Consider the following 24,338-nt stretch of genomic DNA (forward strand, 5'->3'; position numbering starts at 1 on the left):
TGTTTAATTTTAAAATAAGTCTTTGTTGATTGTACTATTTAATTCTTCGCCGGAAAGCACTACTTTTTTCTTCAATTCATTTATTTGGATAGAAGCCTGATTGTAACTTTCCATAAAATCAGTAAATTCTAATAAACTAATATTACGTTTCTGGAAATTGGTTAAGATTCCGTTGTAAACCGCTTCAAAGTCAGCATTAACAGTAGGTTTTATTACGACATAATTTTTGCGGGATTCATTCCATTTATTCCATGCCGAAGCAATTTCGGTTTGCAATTGCAATTCAAAATTTTGTTTTTCAACTTTAGATTGTTCTAAAATAGTTTTGGCATATTTAATATTTCCTTTGTTCGAATTCCAAAGCGGCAGCGGAATTCCAAGCGTTAAATTTGCTTCTTTATTAAAAGCGCCACTTCGCTGATCGTAGTTTGCCCCAACAGTAATATCGGGAACCGAAAGTGATTTTTGCCATTTTACATTCAATTCATTGGCATCAATTTCTTTTTGTTTGGCTAAATAATCCGGACGATTGGCAATAGCTTCATCTTCAAAGTTTTTAAGATCTAAAGGAATCGTTTTGGTGTATTTATTAAATTCATCATCAGAAACACTCGGAACAATATTATCTGCTGAGTTTAGCAATAATTTTAAATTAGCCTGTTCCTCAATATTATCGTTTACAACTTCCATGCGTTCATTTTTGAAATTGAGGTACAAGGATTGTAAACGAACGACATCTCTTAAAGGAATATTCCCTTTTTGAACCTGAACAGTGTATGAATTGATTAAGTCTTCTATGTGAGATAATTGATCATCAGTGGTTTCAAGGCTTTTTGTGTTGTAATAAACTGTGAAGAAACTTTTCCTCAATTGCAGTTTTAAAGTCCTTAAAAGATCATTAAATTGTAATTCGGCTAATTTTTCATTGGTTTGGGCCAATTTTACTTCATTGCGTTTTTTTCCGCCCAAATAAATCAATTGCTCAACACCAAAAGCTTTTTGTCCTTCTTTTCCAATATCAAAATATTGATTTCTCTCAGGATTGTAAGCATTTAATTCTGCAGAAATTGTGGGATTATCCCAAATTTTAGCCTGAATTGTTAGTGCCTTAGAAGCATCAATATTGTATTGAGATGCCAACAAAAAGAGATTGTTTTTAAGGAATTGGCTTTCACAGTCTTGAAGTGTAACTGTTTTCTGGGCCAAAACTACCTGATTGAATAGAACAAGTAGCAATAATGCACATAGTTTTCTCATTGTATCATTTTTAATTATACAAATATGCTATCACCAGACTTTAAGATGCCTTAAAATCTACCTTAAAAATACCTTAAAAAAGAATACTAATGGAAAAATAATTGAAATAAATTCGTGTTAATATTTGGAACACTGTAAGTTATAGAAGAATTGTGAAGATTTAAAATACGCTGAACAATACGTAAACCAAGTCCAAAACCTGAAGTTCCTTTAGCATTTTCACCACGCATAAAGGGCTGAAAAAGATTTTTTTGTTCATTTTCACTTAACGTATTTCCAGTATTCGAAATAGAAATAATGAGATTATTATTTTCAGCGCTTATTTTGACTTTTGCCTGTTTGTTATCAGAGTAAACGCATGCATTTTTTAGAACATTGCTTATAGCGATCTCTAATAAGTTTTTGTTTCCTTTTATTTCCAGAGCAGTATCCAGATTGTCATTTTCTTCCATTTCAAAAAGAATAACAAAGTCAGGATATATTTTGTTCAATTTTTCGATTGCCGAAAACAGAATTTCATCCATACGATGCACTTCATTGTTTTCATATTTCTTATTGTCTAATTTAGAAAGAATCAATAGCGAATTAATCAGTTCCGTTAATTGATTTACATCTGATAAAATGCTGTTTAAGAATGTTTTGCCTTTTGCAGAAGTTTGAACATCTGAAACTGTATTTTCAATCTTAGAGGTAATTCTGGATAGGGGAGTTCTCAGTTCATGCGAGGCGTGTGCCGTAAATTCTTTTTGTTTTTGATACGACATTTCAATTCTGTCCATCATAAAATTAAATTCATTGGCAATCAGATCAATTTCGTTTTTATTGCTTTTGGATTCAATACGAGTATCGAGATTATTTTCGTTTATATTTTTTATTTTTTGATGAAAAGTACTCAGCGGATTCATCGCTTTTTTGACCATAAACGAAGTCAAAACCCAACAGATACAAGTAAAAAAGATATAAGATACAATTAAGGTATATCGCAGAAAAAGAAGTTTTCGCTTTCCATAATCATCAGTTGCAGATATTAAAGCATAAAAATCTTTGTCTTTTGTATCATAAAAAACACCATAGACTTCATAATTTCCTTGTTGTTTAAAAAAAGTTTTATGTTTTTTAAGGTATTTTAAATCATCGATAGACCAATTTATTTTGGCGTCATCAATACTGCTGTAGATTAATTTATAATTAGAATCAAATACCAATGTTTTCTCATCATACAATTTATTGATTGAATTCTGATCAATCATTTTCAAAAGCTGGTCATCAACTTCTTTTACATTCACTAAAAGTTTAATGTTCGAAAGCGCTTTTATTTCAAGTCGGTCCCGAAATTCCTCTTTTCTGAAATTAGAATATAAAACAAATATCACGGTAGAAGCCAATCCAAAAAGGATTGTAAACAGTAAACTGACTAAAAGTGATATTCGGTTTTTTAAAGTCATTCCTGATCGCTTAAATAATATCCGTAACCAACTTTGGTCCGGATAAGTTTTATTTCATGGTCTTTATCAATTTTCTTTCTCAAAAAATTAATATAAACTTCAATCGTATTCTGATTGGTTTCAATATGATAATCCCAAAGTTTCTCGGCAATAAATTGTTTAGACAACACTTTTCCTTTGGCATGAGCCAAAATAGAAATCAATTTAAATTCCTTTGGAGTTAGTTTAATTTCTTCGCCGGAGCGAAAAACTTTCATATCCTCTTCCAGAATTTCTAAATCTTCAATAACAATTTTGGTATCAGTTTGCTGCGGAATGTCTTTTCGCCTTAACAGAGAAGAAATTCGGGCATATAATTCATCAAAATGAAAAGGTTTAACCAAATAATCATCTGCGCCATTATCAAACGAAGCCAGTTTGTCTTCAATTTCACTAAAAGCTGTCAGCATAATTATAGGTGTCTTTTTGTCAATTTCCCTGATGCCTTTGCAAACTTCAATTCCGTTAACTCCCGGAACATTAATATCCAGAACAATTAAATCATATTCGTACGGAGCATATTTTTTGAGTAATAATGAGCCGTCATAATACGGGAAACACTCGAATTCTTTTGAAGTAAAGAATGCAGAGATTTCTTTAGATAAAGTAAAATCGTCTTCGAGTAGTAATATTTTCATGCTTTTGTAATTAGTAAATTCGGTTATTGCAACAATAACCGAATTTACGTTTTTATATCCTTCTTATTTAAAATAAGAAAAAGTTTCATTATTTTCAATTTTCAATAATGATTCATAAATCAACTGAATCACATTTTCAACATCTTCTCTATGAACCATTTCTACAGTCGTATGCATATAACGCAACGGTAATGAAATCAATGCCGATGCTACACCGCCATTACTGTAAGCAAAAGCATCAGTATCAGTTCCGGTCGCGCGCGAAGATGCATGACGCTGAAACGGAATTTTATTTTCCTCAGCAGTATCAACAATCAAATCACGAAGTTTATTCTGAACAGCCGGAGCATAAGCAATCACGGGACCTTTTCCCATTTTAAGATCACCCTCTACTTTTTTGTCAATCATAGGCGTTGTCGTATCGTGGCAAACATCTGTCACAATAGCCACATTTGGTTTAATAGTCTGAGCAATCATTTCAGCACCACGAAGACCAATTTCTTCCTGAACCGAGTTTACGATATATAATCCAAACGGAAGTGTTTTTTTATTCTCGTGCAATAAACGCGCAACTTCAGCAATCATAAAACCGCCCATTCGATTGTCAATAGCACGGCAAACGAATTTATTACCGTTCAGAATCATAAATTCGTCAGGATAAGTAATCACACAACCTACGTGAACGCCCATTTCGAGAACCTGCTCTTTGGTTTCGCAGCCTAAATCAATAAAAATATTACTGATTTTTGGAGACTCCTCCTTATCGCGCAAACGCGTATGAATTGCAGGCCATCCAAAAACACCTTTTACAATACCTTTTTTGGTATGAATATGAACCCTTTTTGATGGCGCAATCTGGTGATCAGAACCTCCATTACGAATTACATACAATAAACCATCATCAGTAATATAATTTACATACCACGAAATTTCATCGGCATGACCTTCAATAACAACCTTAAAAGGTGCATCAGGATTAATCACTCCAACAGCCGTTCCGTAAGTATCGGTAATAAAAGTGTCAACATAAGGTTTCAAATAATTCATCCAAAGTTTTTGCCCTTCGCTTTCATAACCGGTAGGAGAGGCGTTGTTAAGGTAGCTTTCCAGGAAAGCAATTGAGGTATCTTTTAAGATAGATTCTGTGCTCATAAAAATATTTTTTGGCTAATTTATAAATTTGGTATTAGAGTTGTGTATAAATATATAATTTTACATTTAAATTATGACTCCATGAGATTTACCTGCAGTATTTTATTTTTTATATTGATTTCCTTCACAAGTCAAGCCCAAGTTACTCCTAAACCCAATCAGGAAATGGGCTACGTACTTACCGAACAAGATTCTATTTTAAACGACACCATAGAATTGCCAGAGATTATTATATCTAAAGAAAAACTAGATCCCGAAGCGCAAAAGCAATTCATGATTCTTCAAAATCGAGTTTATAAAGTTTATCCATATGCTAGATTAGCTGCCGATCGCTTGACAGCCTTAAATCAGGGAATGGCGCGTTTGAAAACCAATCGCGAAAAGAAAAAGTATTTTAAGATCGTAGAAGACTATCTGAATAATGAATTCGAAGACAGACTTAAAAAACTTTCCCGCAGACAAGGACAAATACTTGTAAAACTAGTTCACAGACAAACCGGAATCACAACTTACGAATTAATCCGAACCTTAAAAAGCGGTTTCAAAGCCTTTGTCTCCAATACCACCGCCAATTTATTCGACATAAGTTTAAAAGCCGAATACAAACCCTATGAAGTCAACGAAGATTATTTAATAGAAACCATTCTTCAACGTGCTTTCGAGTCTGGCCGCTTAACAAACCAAAAAGCTGCCAATCCGGTAAACTACGACGACCTAATGAATCACTGGGAAGCAAAAGCAAAAGAAGCCAGTAAAAAATAGTTCTTCCTTATATATAAGTATAGCTATACTATAATAAGAGTAAAATAATCTCACATACCCAACCCGACAGTTTTTAAAAACCCGTCGGGTTTATTTTTGCACCTATATATAATGAGAACTATTTTGTCCTGCTGAGCGAAGTCGAAGCAATTTAAAAAGTTTATGATTTGAATTAGGAGCTATTTCCCGCTATCCGTTCCAATCTTTTGCTTTTTAAAGAAAAAAGCAAAAGGATTTCCTCCCGAGGCTTCGGGACTATCGGGGCTAGGGCATAGGTTTCCAAAAGAAAATCCTGGGCAGAAGTATAAAATTTGGCGTCTTTGCGCCTTTGCGCGATTAAAAAAAAACAGGGCAAAGAAACTTTGAGCCTTGGTATTTCGTGGCAAAGCCCGAAAAAGCCACCCCAAACAGTCCAACCCAAAAAGGAAGAAAAAAAACTTTGCCCTGTAAAAAACATGATACCAGTGAGTTATAAAAAAGATGGAAAATATATAATAAAAACCCTTGTAAATGTAAATAAAGGTGGTACTTTTGCACCCGCAACAACGACAGACGTTCACTGAAATACTGACAGGCAAACGAATTTAGTATGAAAATTTTTTTTCAAAAAAGATTCAAAAAAGCTTGTGAGATTTAAAAACAGAAGTTACATTTGCACCCCGCAAAACAGGGAAAGTTCATTGAGAGATTGGCAAGGTTTAGGAGGAAAAAGGAAAGTAAAATTTTCTTAAAAAAAACTTCAAAAAACATTTGCCGGATTAAAATAAGTTTTCTACTTTTGCACCCGCTTTGAAACACAAGCGAAACAAGATTGAAAGACACGTTCGTAGACATATTGAATTGACAGCCGCTTTAACAGAGATGTTAGGGCAAAAGAATAAGAGTAAAGGAATCGCGAGATTCGAGAAGAACCGATAGAGAAGCATCGCATAATAATTAGTTCCGATTTATCGGAACAGACAATATACGATGAAGAGTTTGATCCTGGCTCAGGATGAACGCTAGCGGCAGGCTTAACACATGCAAGTCGAGGGGTATGTTTCTTCGGAAGCAGAGACCGGCGCACGGGTGCGTAACGCGTATGCAATCTACCTTTTACAGAGGGATAGCCCAGAGAAATTTGGATTAATACCTCATAGTATATAGACTCGGCATCGGGATTATATTAAAGTCACAACGGTAAAAGATGAGCATGCGTCCCATTAGCTAGTTGGTAAGGTAACGGCTTACCAAGGCTACGATGGGTAGGGGTCCTGAGAGGGAGATCCCCCACACTGGTACTGAGACACGGACCAGACTCCTACGGGAGGCAGCAGTGAGGAATATTGGACAATGGGCGCAAGCCTGATCCAGCCATGCCGCGTGCAGGATGACGGTCCTATGGATTGTAAACTGCTTTTATACGAGAAGAAACACTGCTTCGTGAAGCAGCTTGACGGTATCGTAAGAATAAGGATCGGCTAACTCCGTGCCAGCAGCCGCGGTAATACGGAGGATCCAAGCGTTATCCGGAATCATTGGGTTTAAAGGGTCCGTAGGCGGTTTAATAAGTCAGTGGTGAAAGCCCATCGCTCAACGGTGGAACGGCCATTGATACTGTTAAACTTGAATTATTAGGAAGTAACTAGAATATGTAGTGTAGCGGTGAAATGCTTAGAGATTACATGGAATACCAATTGCGAAGGCAGGTTACTACTAATGGATTGACGCTGATGGACGAAAGCGTGGGTAGCGAACAGGATTAGATACCCTGGTAGTCCACGCCGTAAACGATGGATACTAGCTGTTGGGTGCAAACTCAGTGGCTAAGCGAAAGTGATAAGTATCCCACCTGGGGAGTACGTTCGCAAGAATGAAACTCAAAGGAATTGACGGGGGCCCGCACAAGCGGTGGAGCATGTGGTTTAATTCGATGATACGCGAGGAACCTTACCAAGGCTTAAATGTAGATTGACCGTTTTGGAAACAGAACTTTCGCAAGACAATTTACAAGGTGCTGCATGGTTGTCGTCAGCTCGTGCCGTGAGGTGTCAGGTTAAGTCCTATAACGAGCGCAACCCCTGTTGTTAGTTGCCAGCGAGTCATGTCGGGAACTCTAACAAGACTGCCAGTGCAAACTGTGAGGAAGGTGGGGATGACGTCAAATCATCACGGCCCTTACGCCTTGGGCTACACACGTGCTACAATGGCCGGTACAGAGAGCAGCCACTGGGCGACCAGGAGCGAATCTATAAAACCGGTCACAGTTCGGATCGGAGTCTGCAACTCGACTCCGTGAAGCTGGAATCGCTAGTAATCGGATATCAGCCATGATCCGGTGAATACGTTCCCGGGCCTTGTACACACCGCCCGTCAAGCCATGGAAGCTGGGGGTGCCTGAAGTCGGTGACCGCAAGGAGCTGCCTAGGGTAAAACTGGTAACTAGGGCTAAGTCGTAACAAGGTAGCCGTACCGGAAGGTGCGGCTGGAACACCTCCTTTCTAGAGCCCCAATTGTTAGCAGTAATGCACGATGGGGAAAAAAGATGTTAATCTTGAAGGTTCTGAATCACAAAATTTCATTACTCTTGCTGTTAGTTCAAATACTAAATTTTAAGTAAAACAGAGTCTCGTAGCTCAGCTGGTTAGAGTACTACACTGATAATGTAGGGGTCGGCAGTTCGAGTCTGCCCGGGACTACTTTTTAAATTGTTGATTATAAATTATGAATTGTAAGTTATAAGAAAAAACAACAAACTAAAAAGACTGCAAACTTAAAAAAAAGGAAATTTTAGAAGTTGAAAGATTAAGAATCAAAAAGTTCATAATTTTTAATTCACGATTTTTAATTTTTAATTAAAAAGGGGGATTAGCTCAGCTGGCTAGAGCGCCTGCCTTGCACGCAGGAGGTCAACGGTTCGACTCCGTTATTCTCCACAAAAAGCTATAAGCCATAGGCTGTAAGCTTAAAGCCTAGTGCGTAAAGCGCGAAGCCCGTAAAGTTCATTGACATATTGAGATAAGAAAATAATAAAAAGTAGAAAGCGTTTTTTGTTATGAGTAGCGATACGAGTAATAAAAGACAAAAAAAAACGGTCATATTAATTTATGATTGGTACAATAAGCAAAATAAGGGCGTATGGGGGATGCCTTGGCTCTCAGAGGCGATGAAAGGCGTGATAAGCTGCGAAAAGCTACGGGGACGGGCACACACCGATTGATCCGTAGATACCTGAATGGGGCAACCCACTATGTTGAAGACATAGTACACCGATAGGTGGGCAAACCCGCTGAACTGAAACATCTAAGTAGGCGGAGGAGAAGAAAACAAAAGTGATTCCGTAAGTAGTGGCGAGCGAACGCGGATTAGCCCAAACCAGTGTTGTTACGGCAATTCTGGGGTTGTAGGACCACGATATTTTATGTACAAGGAACCGGAAGTTGCTGGAAAGCGACACCAAAGAGGGTGATAGTCCCGTATGGGTAACGAGTATAATAGATAGTGGTATCCTGAGTAGGGCGGGGCACGTGAAACCCTGTCTGAATTTGGCGGGACCATCCGCTAAGGCTAAATACTCCTGAGAGACCGATAGTGAACCAGTACCGTGAGGGAAAGGTGAAAAGAACCGTGAATAACGGAGTGAAATAGATCCTGAAACCATACGCTTACAAGCGGTCGGAGCCCTTTCGTGGGGTGACGGCGTGCCTTTTGCATAATGAGCCTACGAGTTAACGTTGCTGGCAAGGTTAAGTGGTTAAGCCACGGATCCGTAGCGAAAGCGAGTCTGAATAGGGCGCTTTAGTCAGTAGTGTTAGACGCGAAACCGTGTGATCTACCCATGGGCAGGATGAAGCGCTGGTAACACAGTGTGGAGGTCCGAACCGGTTGACGTTGAAAAGTCTTCGGATGACCTGTGGGTAGGGGTGAAAGGCCAATCAAACTCGGAAATAGCTCGTACTCCCCGAAATGCATTTAGGTGCAGCGTTATGCGTAAAGTTATATAGAGGTAGAGCTACTGATTGGATGCGGGGGCTTCACCGCCTACCAATTCCTGACAAACTCCGAATGCTATATAATGTTTCATAACAGTGAGGGCTTGGGTGCTAAGGTCCAAGTCCGAGAGGGAAAGAACCCAGACCATCAGCTAAGGTCCCCAAATATACGCTAAGTTGAAAGAACGAGGTTTGTCTGCCCAGACAGCTAGGATGTTGGCTTGGAAGCAGCCATTCATTTAAAGAGTGCGTAACAGCTCACTAGTCGAGCGGACGAGCATGGATAATAATCGGGCATAAGCGTATTACCGAAGCTATGGATTTAGAGTTTACTCTAAGTGGTAGGGGAGCATTCCAGCAGGGTTGAAGGTGTATCGTCAGGTATGCTGGACCGGCTGGAAAAGAAAATGTAGGCATAAGTAACGATAATGCGGGCGAGAAACCCGCACACCGAAAAACTAAGGTTTCCACAGCTATGCTAATCAGCTGTGGGTTAGTCTGGTCCTAAGGCGAACCCGAAAGGGACAGTCGATGGCCAACGGGTTAATATTCCCGTACTACTAATTACTGTGATGGGGTGACGGAGTGATGAAAGCGCCGCGAACTGACGGAATAGTTCGTTGAAGTACCTACCTATAAGATGCGCAGGCAAATCCACGCGTCTTGGGGAAATACGATAGTACTCGGCGTCTTCGGACAAAGAGATAGTGCGCCTAAGGGCTTCCAAGAAAAACCTCTAAACTTCAGGTAATTAGTACCAGTACCGTAAACCGACACAGGTAGTTGAGGAGAGAATCCTAAGGTGCTCGAGAGATTCATGGCTAAGGAATTAGGCAAAATAGACCCGTAACTTCGGGAGAAGGGTCGCCCTGTAGCAATACAGGGCCGCAGTGAAGAGGTCCAGGCGACTGTTTATCAAAAACACAGGGCTCTGCAAAATCGTAAGATGAAGTATAGGGCCTGACACCTGCCCGGTGCTGGAAGGTTAAGAGGAGATGTTATCTTCGGAGAAGCATTGAATTGAAGCCCCAGTAAACGGCGGCCGTAACTATAACGGTCCTAAGGTAGCGAAATTCCTTGTCGGGTAAGTTCCGACCTGCACGAATGGTGTAACGATCTGGACACTGTCTCAGCCATGAGCTCGGTGAAATTGTAGTAACGGTGAAGATGCCGTTTACCCGCAGTGGGACGAAAAGACCCTGTGCACCTTTACTATAGCTTAGTATTGACCTTGGATAAATGATGTGTAGGATAGGTTGGAGACTATGAAGCGGCGTCGCCAGGCGTTGTGGAGTCATTGTTGAAATACAACCCTTTGTTTATCTGAGGCCTAACCCCGTTTTGCGGGGGACATTGCTTGGTGGGTAGTTTGACTGGGGTGGTCGCCTCCAAAAGAGTAACGGAGGCTTCTAAAGGTTCCCTCAGTACGCTTGGTAACCGTGCGTAGAGTGCAATGGCATAAGGGAGCTTGACTGAGAGACATACAGGTCGATCAGGTACGAAAGTAGAGCATAGTGATCCGGTGGTTCCGCATGGAAGGGCCATCGCTCAAAGGATAAAAGGTACGCCGGGGATAACAGGCTGATCTCCCCCAAGAGCTCATATCGACGGGGGGGTTTGGCACCTCGATGTCGGCTCGTCACATCCTGGGGCTGGAGAAGGTCCCAAGGGTTGGGCTGTTCGCCCATTAAAGTGGCACGCGAGCTGGGTTCAGAACGTCGTGAGACAGTTCGGTCTCTATCTACTGTGGGCGTTAGAAATTTGAGTGGATCTGATTCTAGTACGAGAGGACCGAATTGGACAAACCTCTAGTGTATCTGTTGTCCCGCCAGGGGCACCGCAGAGTAGCTACGTTTGGAAGGGATAAGCGCTGAAAGCATATAAGCGCGAAACCCACCACAAGATGAGATTTCTTTTAAGGATCGTGGAAGATGACCACGTTGATAGGCTATAGATGTAAAGGCAGTAATGTCATAGTCGAGTAGTACTAATAATCCGTAAGCTTATGTACACCCTTTTCCTCCCGTCCAAAAGACGGGAGGAAGAAACTTTCTAAAAATAATAAATAAAAATACTTTTCTTTATCTCAGTATGTTAAGATATTTGCTCGACGCGAGCAGTCTTTAAGTCGAAAGATTAAAGTCATAAAGTCAAAAGACTTTTATACTTTAAGACTTGTGACTTTAGACTAACAACCTTAAGGTGGTTATTGCGGCGGGGCTCACCTCTTCCCATCCCGAACAGAGTAGTTAAGCCCGCCTGCGCAGATGGTACTGCAGTTATGTGGGAGAGTATGTCGTCGCCTTTATTTGAAAAACCCTATTCTAACGAATGGGGTTTTTTGTTTTATAAAATATTGCAATTATGCGGGAGCCCCGATAGCTATCGGGGGGGGGCGCCTTTCTTTGAAAAACCCTATTCTAACTAATGGTTTTTTATTTTATAAAACTTTTTGATTTTATTCGGTTTTTATTTTTCTTCTCTTTTGGAAAATAAACTTCTTTTACCCGGATTTTGTTTAGGGATGGAAGCCTGTTTGTGACAGCCTAAACTTCTTGTCCTGACCAAAAATTTGCTCACAAAAAATTTAGCGAACAGCCTGGCCCTATAGGTGAACACCATAGTTATTAGAATATTAAGAGGTATATAATGAGAAAACAAGTCTCTGAGAATCTATTATTTGAAAAATACTGTAGAATTATACTGATAAAGCGATTCTCAAGAGATAAGGTTTAATGCCAAATTAATATTAGTCTTTTCTGTTTAGAATTTATTATATTAGATTTGAATTTTAATCTATTCTATTATGAAGTTTTATATCATAATTTTATTATTCTTGGGTATTGCTGCAAATGCACAGAAACAAGAAGTTCAAAAAAGTATTGAGATCTTTTTTGATGGATTTCATCAAAAGGATACGATAAAAATACAATCGGTTTGTTCTTCTAAAATTATTCTGCAATCCATTAGTGAAAGTAAAACTAAAGCAAACAAATTATCTGATGATTCAGCAAATGAATTTTATAAATCGATTGTTTCAATTCCGTCAAATATGAAATTTCAGGAAAAAAATTTGAGTTATAACATTCAAATTGATGGTACAATGGCTCATGTTTGGGCACCTTATGAATTTTATTTAAATGATAAATTGAGTCATTCAGGAGTAAATACTTTTACTTTATTTAAAGAAAATGATGTCTGGAAGATTATTTATTTGATTGATACGAGAAGGAAATCGTAAATTTTATATTACTTGAGTTAAATAATAATGACAATAATCTGCAATTAAACATTCTTCACATTTGGGTTTTGGTCTGCAGGTTTCTCTTCCATGAAATGAAATTGCCATCCCAATTTCTGACCAGATAGATTTTGGCAACGCTTGCATTAATTCTTTTTCTACTTTATTCCCATCTTTACTTTCTTTAATTATTCCAATTCTTGGAGCAACCCGAATAACATGTAAATCGGCAATAATACCTTCAGCCGGCTGATTAGTTTCTCTCATTATCACATTAGCAGATTTTCTGCCAACACCTTTTAAGGCTGTTAATCCCTGCATTGTCAAAGGTATGTCTTTGTCATTTTGAATAGTTTTGGCGATTTCTAAAAGCCATCCTGCTTTTGTTGGATAATTTCTAACCTTGCTTATAAAAGGTGTAAAAGTTTCGGAATCTGCTTTGGATAAACTTTTTAGCGTTGGAAATTTAGCAAATAAAGCAGGAGCAATTTTATTGATGTTGGCATCAGAATCCTGTGCCGATAAAACTACCATTACCAATAACTGATATGTATTTTGATACTCTAAAGGATGACTTTTACCTTTGTATTTTTTTAAAAGGGGTTTTAGTGCAGTTTCCCAATTTGCTGTTTCTCCAAATAAATCCATTTTAGTTTTTTTAAAATTGAATAATAAAATTACAACTTTCTCAAAATTAAATATTTATAAAATCAATAACTTTTTTTATAACATTTTGATTTCCTAGAATTTTTCTATGTCCTAATCCTTCTGTTAAAAATAAACTTCCATTTTCAAGGTTATTATGAATGTGAATTCCAGCTTTTACGGAAACTTCAGGATCGTCCTTGTCATGAATCACTAAAACAGGAGTTTTTATTTTTTGTGCAGCTCTGTAAGCTGAAAAATCATCCATTTTTACATGATATTTATTCTCAAAAAGATCACGTAAATTTTCACTAATTTTTGGTTTCAATCCTAATTTTGAAATAAACTCGTCTAAAATATCCTGTACAATATCTCCACTGCCAATTATTACTGCTTTATTTACTTTTAGGCCATCCTTTATAGCATTTAATACAGACATTCCTCCCAATGAATGACCAATTGCAATTTCGAAAGGACCGTATTGTTTTTCTATTTCTAATACAGAAAGAATAAATTCAGACATTATGGTAGTTTTACCCAACGATTTTCCATGAGCAGGCGCATCAAAACTAATGGTTGAATATCCATTTTTTAATAATTCATCTGCTATTTTGAACAGTTGGGTTCCACGTCCGGACCATCCGTGAACTAATAAGATTTTATGATCACTTTTTCCGTATTCATACGTTACTATGTTTTTTTGAATTGCAGGAACGAAAAGTATTTTTTGAATGCTTTTATGATCCATTTCCAATTCTCTTTTGGGAACTTTGTGTTTTATTGGTGTAGTAAAAAGTCTTGCGGCATATTTAGTGACTAATTTAGTTGAGATTAAAGCGCATATTTTACTGGATAATATGATAAACTGTGGAATTTTTAAAGATTGAGTAGGATTATTAGTCTTTTTTGTCATATCACTAATTTTTTTTTGAAGCCTTAATTTTATTTATTTTTTCCTAAATTTAAAAAACATAAAAGTAGCATATTAATAGATGTTTACTAAAAAAATAATTCACGAATTGATTTAATAATACGTTTATAAATTTCTACAATGGAAATATTTCATATAAGTGCTGAATGTTATCCTATGGCAAAAGTTGGAGGTCTGGCTGATGTTGTGGGCGCATTGCCTAAATATCAGATGAATGCCGGACATAAAGTTAGGGTTGTAGTTCCTGCGTATGATACAAAGTTTAAAAATGAGAATGATTTTGAGTGCGTACATTGGGGAACAGTGAAATTAGGAAATTTTGATTTTCCGTTTAGTGTATTAAAAGAAACTACGGATAAGTTAGGTTACGAATTATATCTGATAGAAATAAATGAGTTGTTTGATCGTCCAAATGTTTATGGATATGAAGACGATATTGAACGATTTATATCTTTTCAAATAGCAACACTAGATTGGATTTTAGCACGCAAAACCGTTCCGGATATTGTTAATTGTCACGATCACCACACTGGGATAATTCCGTTTTTGATTAAATATGCCTATAAATATGAGGCATTGAGAACGGTAAAAACGGTAATTACAATTCATAATGGCTTGTATCAAGGTTGGTTTGGCTTTGACAAATTGCATTATCTGCCGGAATTTGATTTGATTCACGTTGGCTTTTTAGAATGGAATAATTCTCTAAATTCTTTGGCGGTAGGAATTAAATGTGCACACGCTGTGACAACTGTTTCACCAAGTTATTTGAATGAAATTAACATCTCAGCGAACGGTTTAGAATCATTGTTTAATTCGGTTCGAAGCAAGTCTAAGGGAATTTTAAATGGGATTGATATTGAAGTTTGGGATCCGGCGAAAGATAAAATGATTGTAGAAAATTATTCAATTGATAGTTTTGAAATCGGAAAACAAAAAAATAAAGAAAAGCTTTGTGAGCAATTTGAATTAGACCCTACAAAACCATTATTTAGTTTTATTGGACGTTTATTTGAAGAAAAAGGTGGTGATTTATTGCCACATGCTTCGGCATTAGCTTTATCTGAAAATTTTGAAGATATAAATATTCTGATTTTAGGTTCAGGAAATGCTGAAATTGAATCGCAATTAGTACAATTGCGTAATGATTATAAAGGAAATTATAATGTTTTTATAGGGTATAATGAAGAATTAGCGCATTTGATTTATTCCGGATCAGATTATATTTTAATGCCTTCAAGAGTTGAACCTTGTGGACTAAATCAAATGTATGCGTTGCGATACGGAACTGTTCCGATAGTAAGACGAACCGGAGGTTTACGTGATACAGTAATTGATTTTGGAGATAATGGAAACGGAATTTGTCATGATCAGGCTTCAGTTGGTGATATTTTATATTCTATAAATCGCGCCGTAAAGTTATATGATGATACAATTAATTTCAACAAAATTAGAAAAACAGGAATGGCAACAGATCATTCCTGGGAAAGAGTTTGCCAAGAATATATCGAGATATACAACCTAATAATTGAAAAAAATGAAATTTAAAAAGAAAAATGTAATTGCTATTATTTTAGGCGGAGGACAAGGATCACGTTTATATCCATTAACAGAAACGAGATCTAAACCTGCAGTTCCAATTGGAGGAAAATACCGATTGGTGGATATTCCTATTTCAAATTGTATCAATTCAGATATTTTTAAAATTTTTGTGTTGACACAATTTAATTCAGCATCATTAAACGCGCATATCAAAAACACGTTTAATTTTAGTATTTTCAGTCAGTCATTTGTCGATATTTTGGCAGCTGAACAAACTCCGGATAACCCAACATGGTTTCAGGGAACAGCTGATGCCGTTCGACAATGTATGTCGCATTTTCTTAAACACGAATTTGATCACGCTTTAATTTTATCCGGCGATCAGTTGTATCAAATGGATTTTAACGAAATGTTAGAAGCGCATATTGCAGCTGATGCTGAGATTTCTATTGCCACTTTGCCAGTAAATGCTAAAGATGCACCGGAATTTGGAATTCTAAAAACGGATCATGAAAATAATATTCATGCTTTTATTGAAAAACCAGATGCATCATTATTGCCTCAATGGGAATCTGAAGTAAGCGAACACATGCAGGAGAAAGGGAAGAAATATCTTGCCTCTATGGGAATTTATATTTTTAACAGACAGTTATTGGAAGATTTAATGGCTGATCCGGAAACGAAAGATTTTGGAAAAGAAATCATACCGGAAGCTGTTGGAAAACATAAAATTTTAAGTTATCAATATGAAGGTTATTGGACGGATATTGGAAATATTGAATCATTTTTTGAAGCAAATATTGGTTTAACAGCTGATATTCCCGAATTTAATTTATTTGACAATGACAATAAAATTTTCACCAGACCAAGATTATTGCCTCCATCAAAATTTAGAAATTCAAATATCAATCAATCGCTGATTTCTGAAGGCTGTATTATTAATGCAAAAGAAATTAAAAGTTCTGTAATTGGTATTCGCTCCAGAATTGGATCAGGAACTGTACTTGAAAATTGTTATGTAATGGGCAACGATTTTTATCAGGATTTAGACGAATTGAATCGTGAAGCAAGTATCAATAAAATTCATGTTGGAATTGGAGAGAATTGTTTCATACAAAATGCTTTAATTGACAAAAATGTACGAATTGGAAACAATGTACATATAAGCGGTGGAAAGCATTTAGATAATTTTGCCAATGAATTATACAGTATAAAAGACGGCATTGTTGTTATTAAAAAAGGAGCTGTTTTGTCTGATAATTTTAGAATTGAATAAATATAAATGAGATTCCAATAAAAAAACACCAAATTCCAATTATAAAAAACAAACATGGCGAAAGTAATCACGCACTCTTTATTTACTGATTTTGATATTGATTTATTCAAAGCAGGAAAACACTTCAAATTGTATGAAAAATTAGGAGCGCATTTAATTGAAGTTAATGGAGTAAAAGGCGTTTATTTTGCGGTTTGGGCTCCAACGGCTCAATCTGTTTCAGTTGTTGGCGATTTTAATTATTGGACACAAGGTGAATATTTCTTGCAAGTTCGTTGGGATTCTTCGGGAATTTGGGAAGGTTTTATTCCTGATATTGCCAAAGGTTCCTTGTATAAATATAAAATTGAGTCGAGTATTGACGGAATTGTTACTGAAAAAGCAGATCCTTTCTCATTATATTGCGAAAAACCGCCTCATACAGCTTCTGTTGTTTGGGACTTGGATTATAACTGGAAAGATGAAAACTGGATGCAATCCCGTCAGGAAAAAAATGGTCTGGATAAACCATATTCGGTTTATGAAGTCCATTTAGGGTCCTGGAAACGAGCCGATCATAATCGTTTTTTGACTTATTTAGAACTTGCTGATGATTTGGTGAACTACGTAAAAGAAACGGGTTTTACTCATGTAGAATTTATGCCAATTATGGAATATCCTTATGATCCTTCATGGGGATATCAGTTAACGGGATATTTTGCCCCAACTTCCCGATTTGGAAAACCACAGGATTTTATGGTTTTGGTTGACAAATTGCATCAGGCTGGCATTGGTGTAATTTTAGACTGGGTTCCGTCTCATTTTCCAGATGATGCACATGGATTGGGATTTTTTGATGGATCACATTTATACGAACATCCGGACCGCAGAAAAGGATATCATCCGGATTGGAAAAGTCTTGTTTTTAATTATGGACGTAATGAAGTTCGGGCTTTTTTAATAAGCAATGCGGTTTTTTGGCTGCAGCATTATCATGTTGACGGTTTACGTGTTGATGCCGTTGCTTCGATGTTATATCTTGATTATTCCAGAAAAGAAGGCGAGTGGGAACCTAATATTTTTGGCGGAAGAGAAAATCTGGACACCATTAGTTTTCTTAAAGAATTTAATGAAGTTATCTATGCTAATTTTGATGGAGTTCAAACAATTGCAGAAGAAAGTACTTCTTTTCCGATGGTTTCTCGTCCAACATTTACAGGTGGGTTAGGTTTTGGGATGAAATGGATGATGGGCTGGATGCATGATACTTTAAAATATTTTCAGAAGGAAACAGTTTATAGAAAATACCATCAGAATGATTTGACATTTTCGATGACTTATGCCTTTACGGAAAACTTTATGTTGCCGTTTTCTCATGATGAAGTCGTTTACGGAAAAAAATCTATTGCCAATAAAATGCCTGGTGATGAATGGCAGAAATTTGCCAATTTAAGGTTGTTGTACGGGTATATGTTTACGCATCCGGGAACCAAATTATTATTTATGGGTTCAGAATTTGGTCAGAGTGATGAATGGAATTTTGAGAAAAGTCTGGACTGGCATTTATTGCAATACGATTATCATTCCGGAATAAAAAAGTTAATTACGGATTTGAACCAATTATATAAAACCAGGCCTGCTTTGTATGAAAAACAATTTACAGGCGAAGGTTTTGAATGGATTAATTATACGGATCATCAAAATGCGGTTTTATCGTATATCCGAAAAGGTAATGATTCTAAAGAAAATGTAATCGTGGTTTGTAATTTCACGCAAGTGGTAAGAGAAAATTATAGAATCGGAATTCCACAAAAAGGAAAATTACAAGAGATTTTTAATAGTGATGCTGCTATTTATGGCGGCAGCGGAGTTGGAAATTCTAAGCCGTTAAAAATAGAATCGGTGCCTTATGATGGAAGGGATTATTCTGTAGAATTAATTTTGCCTCCATTGAGTGTTACCGTTTATTCTTTCGCATAAAAAGATCATCATTTTTTGAAATACAATTTTGTCATTTTTACGTTTTTAAATTATCGAATTGTCATTTTTTGAATCATAATTTAGTACTCATTCAGAAAAAACGTTTTCGTGAATAAACCTTATAATGATACACGTTTAAAAGCTTTTTTTGTATGTTTGAAAGAGCTATTTAGCATTTTATAATTAATTCATTTGCATTATGATTACAAATACATCATTAGAATATAAAGGTGATTTATATCCTTCAAAAATTGTTTCGTACGAACATGAAGGCGATACGATTTTTTTTAATACAGATAATAAAGTAATCTTAAAAGTCACCATTCTTCGAGACAGCTTAATTCGGTTTCGATTTACTACAAAAGGATATTTTAGTAATGATTTTTCATATGCAATTGATAAAACGCAGCTTCACGGCTATAATTTTTTAGAACTTACTGAAGAAGAAACTTATTTTCAGATTAGAACCAGTAAAGTAAAATGCAAGATTCAAAAAGCTGATCTTCGTTTGTCTATTTATGATTTAAATGATCTTCTGATTCTTGAAGATGAACTTGGTTTTCATTGGGAAGAAAGTTATGAATATGGCGGAAATATTGTAAAAATGAGTAAATCATCTAAAGATGGTGAATGTTTTTACGGTCTTGGTGACAAAGCCACTCAAATGAATTTAAAAGGCAAAAGACTAGAAAATTTTGCAACAGATCAATATGCTTATCAAAAAGAACAGGATCCTTTATATAAAGTAGTTCCTTTTTATATTGGGCTTCAAAACAAGCAATCATACGGAATTTTCTTCGACAATACTTTTAGGACTTTCTTTGATTTTTGTCAGGAAAGAAGAAACGTAACCAGTTTTTGGGCCGAAGGCGGTGAAATGAATTACTACTTTATTTACGGTCCGCAAATGCAGGATGTCGTTACAACATATACGGATTTGACAGGAAAACCGGAACTTCCGCCACTTTGGGTTTTAGGATATCACCAATGCAAATGGAGTTATTATCCAGAAAGTAAAGTAAAAGAAATTACTTCGAAATTTAGGGAACTTAAAATCCCCTGTGATGCCATTTATCTGGATATTGATTATATGGAAGGTTTCCGATGTTTTACCTGGAGCAAAGATTATTTTCCGGATCCAAAACGAATGGTTGCTGAATTAGCCGAAGATGGTTTTAAAACCGTTGTAATCATTGATCCAGGAATTAAAATCGATAAAGATTACTGGGTTTATAAAGAAGCTTTAGAAAAAGATTATTTCTGCAAAAGAGCCGATGGACCTTACATGAAAGGAAAAGTCTGGCCGGGAGAATGTAATTTTCCGGATTATACAAATCCCGTAGTTAGAGAATGGTGGGCAGGATTATTTAAAGAATTAATTTCAGATATCGGCGTAAAAGGGGTTTGGAACGATATGAATGAACCTGCGGTTATGGAGGTTCCGAATAAAACTTTCCCGATGGATGTTCGTCACTCTTATGATGGAAATCCCTGCAGTCACAGAAAAGCACATAATATTTATGGTACGCAAATGGCAAGAGCCACTTATCATGGCGTAAAAAGATTTGCTTATCCAAAACGTCCATTTGTAATTACAAGATCGGCGTATTCTGGCGCTCAGCGTTATACATCATCGTGGACAGGAGATAACGTTGCAACCTGGGAACATTTATGGATTGCAAACATTCAGGTGCAGAGAATGTGTATTTCAGGAATGGGGTTCACAGGATCAGATATTGGAGGTTTTGCAGAACAGCCAACAGGCGAATTATATGCGCGTTGGATTCAGTTAGGCGTATTTCATCCGTTTTGCAGAACGCATTCTTCAGGCGATCACGGTAATCAGGAACCGTGGGCTTTTGATGAAGAAGTAATCAATATTACCCGAAAATTTGTGAGCCTGCGTTATCAATTGCTGCCTTATTTATATACCATGTTCTGGCAATATATAGAGGAAGGAGTTCCTATGCTAAAACCGTTGGTTTATTATGATCAGGAAGATACACAAACACATTACAGAAATGATGAGTTTATCTTTGGAAATCAAATTTTGGTATGTCCAATTCTTGAACCTAATGCTTTAGGCAGACGTATGTATATTCCAAGAGGTGAATGGTATAACTATTGGACAAATGAGTTTGCAACCGGAGGAAGAGAAGTTTGGGTTGATACTAAATTTGATGAAATTCCGGTATTTGTAAAAGCAGGTGCGATTATTCCAAAATATCCGGTTCAGCAATATGTTGGAGAATTAGAATTTGATGAATTAACACTGGATTTATATTATAAAAACGGAAAAGAAAAATCAGTAGTTTATGAAGATGCCCAGGATGGATACGATTATAAAAAGGGACGTTACAGCTTTTTATCTTTCAGAACTATTGGTAAAGAAAAGGAACTGATTATTCAATTGCATAAAGAAGGAAAATTTGATACGCCATATACTAAATACAAAATTAATCTAATTGGATTACCTTTTACAGTTACGGAAATTGAAATAGATAATGAAAAGATAGAGTTTGATAAAGCTGCCTTTGATGAAAATCATTTCTTACTTGTTGACAAAGAATTTAGTGAACTGCATATTAGTGGCGAATAAGTAAATTCTATTATTTTTTTAAGAAATTATGTAAAACTAAACTTAATAATATTTGTATTTTTGTGTGTGTTTAAAATATCAATATCATGAAAAAACGTTTAATATTAGGGCTTTTTACAGCTGTTGTAGTCTATAGTTGTGCTACAAATCCAATTACAGGAAAACAAAATTTAAATTTTGTTTCGAACAGTGAATTATTTCCATCATCTTTTCAACAATATAGTCAATTCATATCTGAAAATAAGGTAATAACAGGAACTGCAGATGCAAAAAGGGTAGAAACTGTTGGTTCAAAAATTAAAGCTGCTGCTGAAAAATATTTGACTTATTTAGGGCAATCACAATATTTAAAAGATTATCGCTGGGAATATAAACTTGTAGACAATAAAGAGGTAAATGCCTGGTGTATGCCAGGAGGAAAGATTGTAGTTTATTCGGGAATTTTGCCAGTTACACAAAACGAATCTGGTTTAGCAACCGTTATGGGACATGAAGTTTCGCACGCATTGGCCAATCATGGTGCACAGAGAATGAGTGCAGCACAATTACAGCAAATTGGCGGAGCAGCTTTAGGAGCAGCAACAAGTGGAAAATCGGAATCGACTCAACAAATTTTTGCTCAGGCTTACGGAATTGGTTCTGAAGTAGGAGTAATGCTTCCGTTTAGCAGAAGCAATGAGAGTGAAGCTGATAAAATTGGGTTAACACTTATGGCAATTGCCGGTTATAATCCGGATGATGCCATTGCTTTCTGGACTAGAATGTCTGCAAGTTCAGGAGCTGCAGGAACACCGGAATTTATGAGCACACACCCTTCTGACGCGACAAGAATTGCCAATTTAAAATCTTTAATTCCTGAAGCAAAAGCTACAGCGCTTAAAGTAGGTACAATAAGATAAATAAATTTACAGACTTTAAAATTGAGTTTTAAAGTTTGAGATAAACAAAAACAAAAAAAGATGGATCTTTATAAGATCCATCTTTTTTTTATTTAAAATTTAGTCTGTGTTTATTTTGTAACCGTCATTTGTGTGTACAAACTATTTGTTGCAGGATTGATTATTCCCGTAGCAATATAACCATTTGCATCTTTTACAGTAATATTTTTAATGTTGCTTGTTTTTGCAACACTAAGAATATTAATTTTTCTGAAAGGAATACAAAGGTTAAATTTAAAACTGTTTGCAGTAACATCTTTAGCTGAAACTTTTACTGTTTTTGCTGTTTCTAATACCGTTCCTGTATCGGAATAAACATCATAAGTAACTTCTAAATCTCCGGAAAGTACTTTCCCGGTAATAGGATATTTATAATCTAAAGTAACATCAAAACCATAAGAATAAAGTCCGCTGCAAGGTAATGCAGAAGTTTTAACAGATCTGAAATTAGAAAGTGTCATGATTTTATTCAATTGTCCAACATTCCATAATTCCTTGTTTTCTTTGAATAAATCAGTTGTATACAAAGTAATTCCTAATGCTCCGAAAGAAAAAGTTCCGGTAGAATAAAAATTTCCTGTTGAAGCAAATGCCGACGATTGTGTCAGGCTTCCGTTTCCGGTTGTAAAACTCTTGATTCCAAATTCAATGTTTCCTTTTACATCAAAAATTGTATTTTCTAATAATGTAATTTTAGGTTTAATAGTTATTTTCATATCAGAGATAGCTTCTCCAACTAAATCACAATCATTAATTTTTGCATTTGTAATGTTATTTTCATAAATAAAATGACTTGTTTTTCCTGGAATACCATTATAATAAGCGAAACCTATTTTAAATGTTCCGTTAGAATTAATCGCAAAATGAGATGCTTTTGATATGTTTGCTTCCATTTGCATTGGAAAGGAAATTTCGTCGATACTAATTTTTGCCGGAATATCTCCTAAAAGATCTCCACCAGGAATCGTCACATCTATTTGTACTTTTTTAAGTAAATCTAAAATGTTTACAGGAACATTTTTGGCTAAATCATACGAATACTTTTTGTTCATCGCTCCGTTAAACGTAAAAAACGGATTAATAGAAGCATTTATCTGATAATAAACTTCGATTTCATTAGGAAGCATTTTAGATTTTCCAAACGCTAATTTCATACTAAGAGTAGAAGTTATAGATGTATTTGGATTTGCAGTAAAACCATCAGATTTGTACTCATTAATATGATTGAAAATATCATAAGTAAAACTGTTGTTATAATCTTTTGCAGTAAGCAATGAAGTATTTTTAGATTTTAAAGCTCTTTCATTTTCTTTTGTATCCATAGAAAGTTCTATAGAACCGCTTTGGAATAAATCTCCAATATAAGCATCTGTTGTCTGAATGCTGTACGTATTGCTATTTTGAGAAACAGCGGCGATTTTTCTAAAATATACTTTATCATCGTTTGATGTCAGATATAATAAATTTCCAGCGATAAGTTTTTCACTTACTTCAGAAGACGAAACTTCAATTTTGAATTTTCCATCTTGCATTTCAGTTTCAGAACTTGAAATTACAGCATTTTCAGATGAAATTTTCACCAAATCAGGATTAACGGTCAAATCGCGAAGGTTATAAGTAACCCCGTCTGCAGATCCGGACTTGTTTATTACTCTTGAATGATCTGTTGCAGAAGGAGAAAGATTCTGATTCAGGTCATTGCTGTCATTGGTACAAGAAGTAAAAAAAAGCAGGCCGGCACTTAATACACAAAAGATTTTTTTCATGGCTTATTTTTTAAAAATTAGCGACAATAGTAAGGTGATTTAAAAGTAAAAATTGCCATAACAAGATATTATTGTATGAATATAAGACAATAAAATAGCCTGTAATAAGCGTAAATTGCTCTAAAAAACCGGCTTTTAATATCGTTTTCAATTGATAGGAATGTTAAACTAAAAGCT

14 protein-coding genes, 2 tRNA genes and 3 rRNA genes are annotated in these 24,338 nt (G+C 36.0%); 12 read left to right on the plus strand and 7 right to left on the minus strand.

Annotated features, from left to right (window positions below):
• Positions 1–9: 9 nt before the first annotated feature.
• From ACZ0AH_RS11265 to ACZ0AH_RS11280, 4 genes are all read right to left on the minus strand, one after another.
• On the minus strand, positions 10–1,257 hold the full coding sequence (locus ACZ0AH_RS11265; protein WP_463475901.1) for a TolC family protein: 1,248 nt from the start codon (positions 1,255–1,257) through the stop codon (positions 10–12).
• An 86-nt stretch (positions 1,258–1,343) separates the two neighbouring features.
• A complete protein-coding gene (locus ACZ0AH_RS11270) occupies positions 1,344–2,702 on the minus strand; it encodes a sensor histidine kinase (protein WP_463475902.1) in 1,359 nt (452 codons plus the stop codon).
• Complete coding sequence (locus tag ACZ0AH_RS11275; protein WP_463475903.1) at positions 2,699–3,379, minus strand: response regulator transcription factor; 681 nt, start codon at positions 3,377–3,379, stop codon at positions 2,699–2,701. The genes ACZ0AH_RS11270 and ACZ0AH_RS11275 overlap by 4 nt, the downstream gene beginning before the upstream one ends.
• 63 nt (positions 3,380–3,442) lie before the next feature.
• Complete coding sequence (locus ACZ0AH_RS11280; RefSeq protein ID WP_463475904.1) at positions 3,443–4,531, minus strand: M42 family metallopeptidase; 1,089 nt, start codon at positions 4,529–4,531, stop codon at positions 3,443–3,445.
• Positions 4,532–4,612: 81 nt separating this feature from the next.
• Here ACZ0AH_RS11280 and ACZ0AH_RS11285 point away from each other — a divergent pair, with 81 nt between their 5' ends.
• From ACZ0AH_RS11285 to ACZ0AH_RS11315, 7 genes are all read left to right on the plus strand, one after another.
• A complete protein-coding gene (locus ACZ0AH_RS11285) occupies positions 4,613–5,293 on the plus strand; it encodes a DUF4294 domain-containing protein (protein ID WP_463475905.1) in 681 nt (226 codons plus the stop codon).
• 966 nt (positions 5,294–6,259) lie between these two features.
• Positions 6,260–7,773: ribosomal RNA gene (locus tag ACZ0AH_RS11290) — 16S ribosomal RNA — on the plus strand.
• Between the two features lie 124 nt (positions 7,774–7,897).
• Positions 7,898–7,971: transfer RNA gene (locus ACZ0AH_RS11295), tRNA-Ile, on the plus strand.
• A 163-nt stretch (positions 7,972–8,134) separates the two neighbouring features.
• Positions 8,135–8,208, plus strand: a tRNA-Ala gene (locus ACZ0AH_RS11300).
• A 181-nt stretch (positions 8,209–8,389) separates the two neighbouring features.
• Positions 8,390–11,275, plus strand: a 23S ribosomal RNA gene (locus ACZ0AH_RS11305).
• A gap of 187 nt (positions 11,276–11,462) precedes the next feature.
• Positions 11,463–11,572, plus strand: a 5S ribosomal RNA gene (rrf, locus tag ACZ0AH_RS11310).
• Together the 16S, 23S and 5S rRNA genes with 2 tRNA genes alongside form the textbook arrangement of a ribosomal RNA operon.
• A 498-nt stretch (positions 11,573–12,070) precedes the next feature.
• Positions 12,071–12,505: a nuclear transport factor 2 family protein gene (locus ACZ0AH_RS11315; protein WP_463475906.1), complete on the plus strand. Its 435-nt coding sequence runs from the start codon at positions 12,071–12,073 to the stop codon at positions 12,503–12,505.
• Between the two features lie 3 nt (positions 12,506–12,508).
• Here ACZ0AH_RS11315 and ACZ0AH_RS11320 read toward each other — a convergent pair whose 3' ends face one another.
• Positions 12,509–13,153 (minus strand): endonuclease III domain-containing protein, encoded by a 645-nt coding sequence (locus ACZ0AH_RS11320; RefSeq protein ID WP_463475907.1) that lies wholly within the window; start codon positions 13,151–13,153, stop codon positions 12,509–12,511.
• Between the two features lie 46 nt (positions 13,154–13,199).
• Positions 13,200–14,063 carry an alpha/beta hydrolase gene (locus tag ACZ0AH_RS11325; protein WP_463475908.1) on the minus strand — a complete coding sequence of 288 codons (864 nt, stop codon included), beginning with the start codon at positions 14,061–14,063 and terminating at the stop codon, positions 13,200–13,202.
• A gap of 138 nt (positions 14,064–14,201) precedes the next feature.
• Between ACZ0AH_RS11325 and ACZ0AH_RS11330 the strand changes: the two genes are divergently transcribed.
• The 5 genes from ACZ0AH_RS11330 to ACZ0AH_RS11350 all read left to right on the plus strand — a co-directional run bounded on the left by ACZ0AH_RS11330 (position 14,202) and on the right by ACZ0AH_RS11350 (position 22,356).
• On the plus strand, positions 14,202–15,629 hold the full coding sequence (locus ACZ0AH_RS11330; RefSeq protein ID WP_463475909.1) for a glycogen synthase: 1,428 nt from the start codon (positions 14,202–14,204) through the stop codon (positions 15,627–15,629).
• Positions 15,619–16,899: a glucose-1-phosphate adenylyltransferase gene (locus tag ACZ0AH_RS11335; protein ID WP_463475910.1), complete on the plus strand. Its 1,281-nt coding sequence runs from the start codon at positions 15,619–15,621 to the stop codon at positions 16,897–16,899. Before ACZ0AH_RS11330 ends, ACZ0AH_RS11335 begins: the two co-directional genes overlap by 11 nt.
• 54 nt (positions 16,900–16,953) lie before the next feature.
• Positions 16,954–18,858: a 1,4-alpha-glucan branching protein GlgB gene (glgB, locus tag ACZ0AH_RS11340; RefSeq protein WP_463475911.1), complete on the plus strand. Its 1,905-nt coding sequence runs from the start codon at positions 16,954–16,956 to the stop codon at positions 18,856–18,858.
• Between the two features lie 199 nt (positions 18,859–19,057).
• Positions 19,058–21,457 carry a glycoside hydrolase family 31 protein gene (locus ACZ0AH_RS11345; RefSeq protein WP_463475912.1) on the plus strand — a complete coding sequence of 800 codons (2,400 nt, stop codon included), beginning with the start codon at positions 19,058–19,060 and terminating at the stop codon, positions 21,455–21,457.
• Between the two features lie 86 nt (positions 21,458–21,543).
• Positions 21,544–22,356 carry a M48 family metallopeptidase gene (locus ACZ0AH_RS11350; RefSeq protein ID WP_463475913.1) on the plus strand — a complete coding sequence of 271 codons (813 nt, stop codon included), beginning with the start codon at positions 21,544–21,546 and terminating at the stop codon, positions 22,354–22,356.
• Positions 22,357–22,466: 110 nt separating this feature from the next.
• Here the strand turns inward: ACZ0AH_RS11350 and ACZ0AH_RS11355 are convergent, their stop codons facing one another.
• A complete protein-coding gene (locus ACZ0AH_RS11355; protein ID WP_463475914.1) occupies positions 22,467–24,161 on the minus strand; it encodes a hypothetical protein in 1,695 nt (564 codons plus the stop codon).
• Positions 24,162–24,338: the final 177 nt, after the last annotated feature.

This window comes from Flavobacterium sp. AC105 (assembly GCF_979258495.1).

Coding starts and splice junctions, on each gene's coding strand:
- ACZ0AH_RS11265 (WP_463475901.1), bottom strand. CDS start 1,257: ATGAGAAAACTATGTGCATTATTGCTACTTGTTCTATTCAATCAGGTA.
- ACZ0AH_RS11355 (WP_463475914.1), bottom strand. CDS start 24,161: ATGAAAAAAATCTTTTGTGTATTAAGTGCCGGCCTGCTTTTTTTTACT.
- ACZ0AH_RS11350 (WP_463475913.1), top strand. CDS start 21,544: ATGAAAAAACGTTTAATATTAGGGCTTTTTACAGCTGTTGTAGTCTAT.
- ACZ0AH_RS11325 (WP_463475908.1), bottom strand. CDS start 14,063: ATGACAAAAAAGACTAATAATCCTACTCAATCTTTAAAAATTCCACAG.
- glgB (WP_463475911.1), top strand. CDS start 16,954: ATGGCGAAAGTAATCACGCACTCTTTATTTACTGATTTTGATATTGAT.
- ACZ0AH_RS11270 (WP_463475902.1), bottom strand. CDS start 2,702: ATGACTTTAAAAAACCGAATATCACTTTTAGTCAGTTTACTGTTTACA.
- ACZ0AH_RS11315 (WP_463475906.1), top strand. CDS start 12,071: ATGAAGTTTTATATCATAATTTTATTATTCTTGGGTATTGCTGCAAAT.
- ACZ0AH_RS11320 (WP_463475907.1), bottom strand. CDS start 13,153: ATGGATTTATTTGGAGAAACAGCAAATTGGGAAACTGCACTAAAACCC.
- ACZ0AH_RS11280 (WP_463475904.1), bottom strand. CDS start 4,531: ATGAGCACAGAATCTATCTTAAAAGATACCTCAATTGCTTTCCTGGAA.
- ACZ0AH_RS11285 (WP_463475905.1), top strand. CDS start 4,613: ATGAGATTTACCTGCAGTATTTTATTTTTTATATTGATTTCCTTCACA.
- ACZ0AH_RS11335 (WP_463475910.1), top strand. CDS start 15,619: ATGAAATTTAAAAAGAAAAATGTAATTGCTATTATTTTAGGCGGAGGA.
- ACZ0AH_RS11330 (WP_463475909.1), top strand. CDS start 14,202: ATGGAAATATTTCATATAAGTGCTGAATGTTATCCTATGGCAAAAGTT.
- ACZ0AH_RS11345 (WP_463475912.1), top strand. CDS start 19,058: ATGATTACAAATACATCATTAGAATATAAAGGTGATTTATATCCTTCA.
- ACZ0AH_RS11275 (WP_463475903.1), bottom strand. CDS start 3,379: ATGAAAATATTACTACTCGAAGACGATTTTACTTTATCTAAAGAAATC.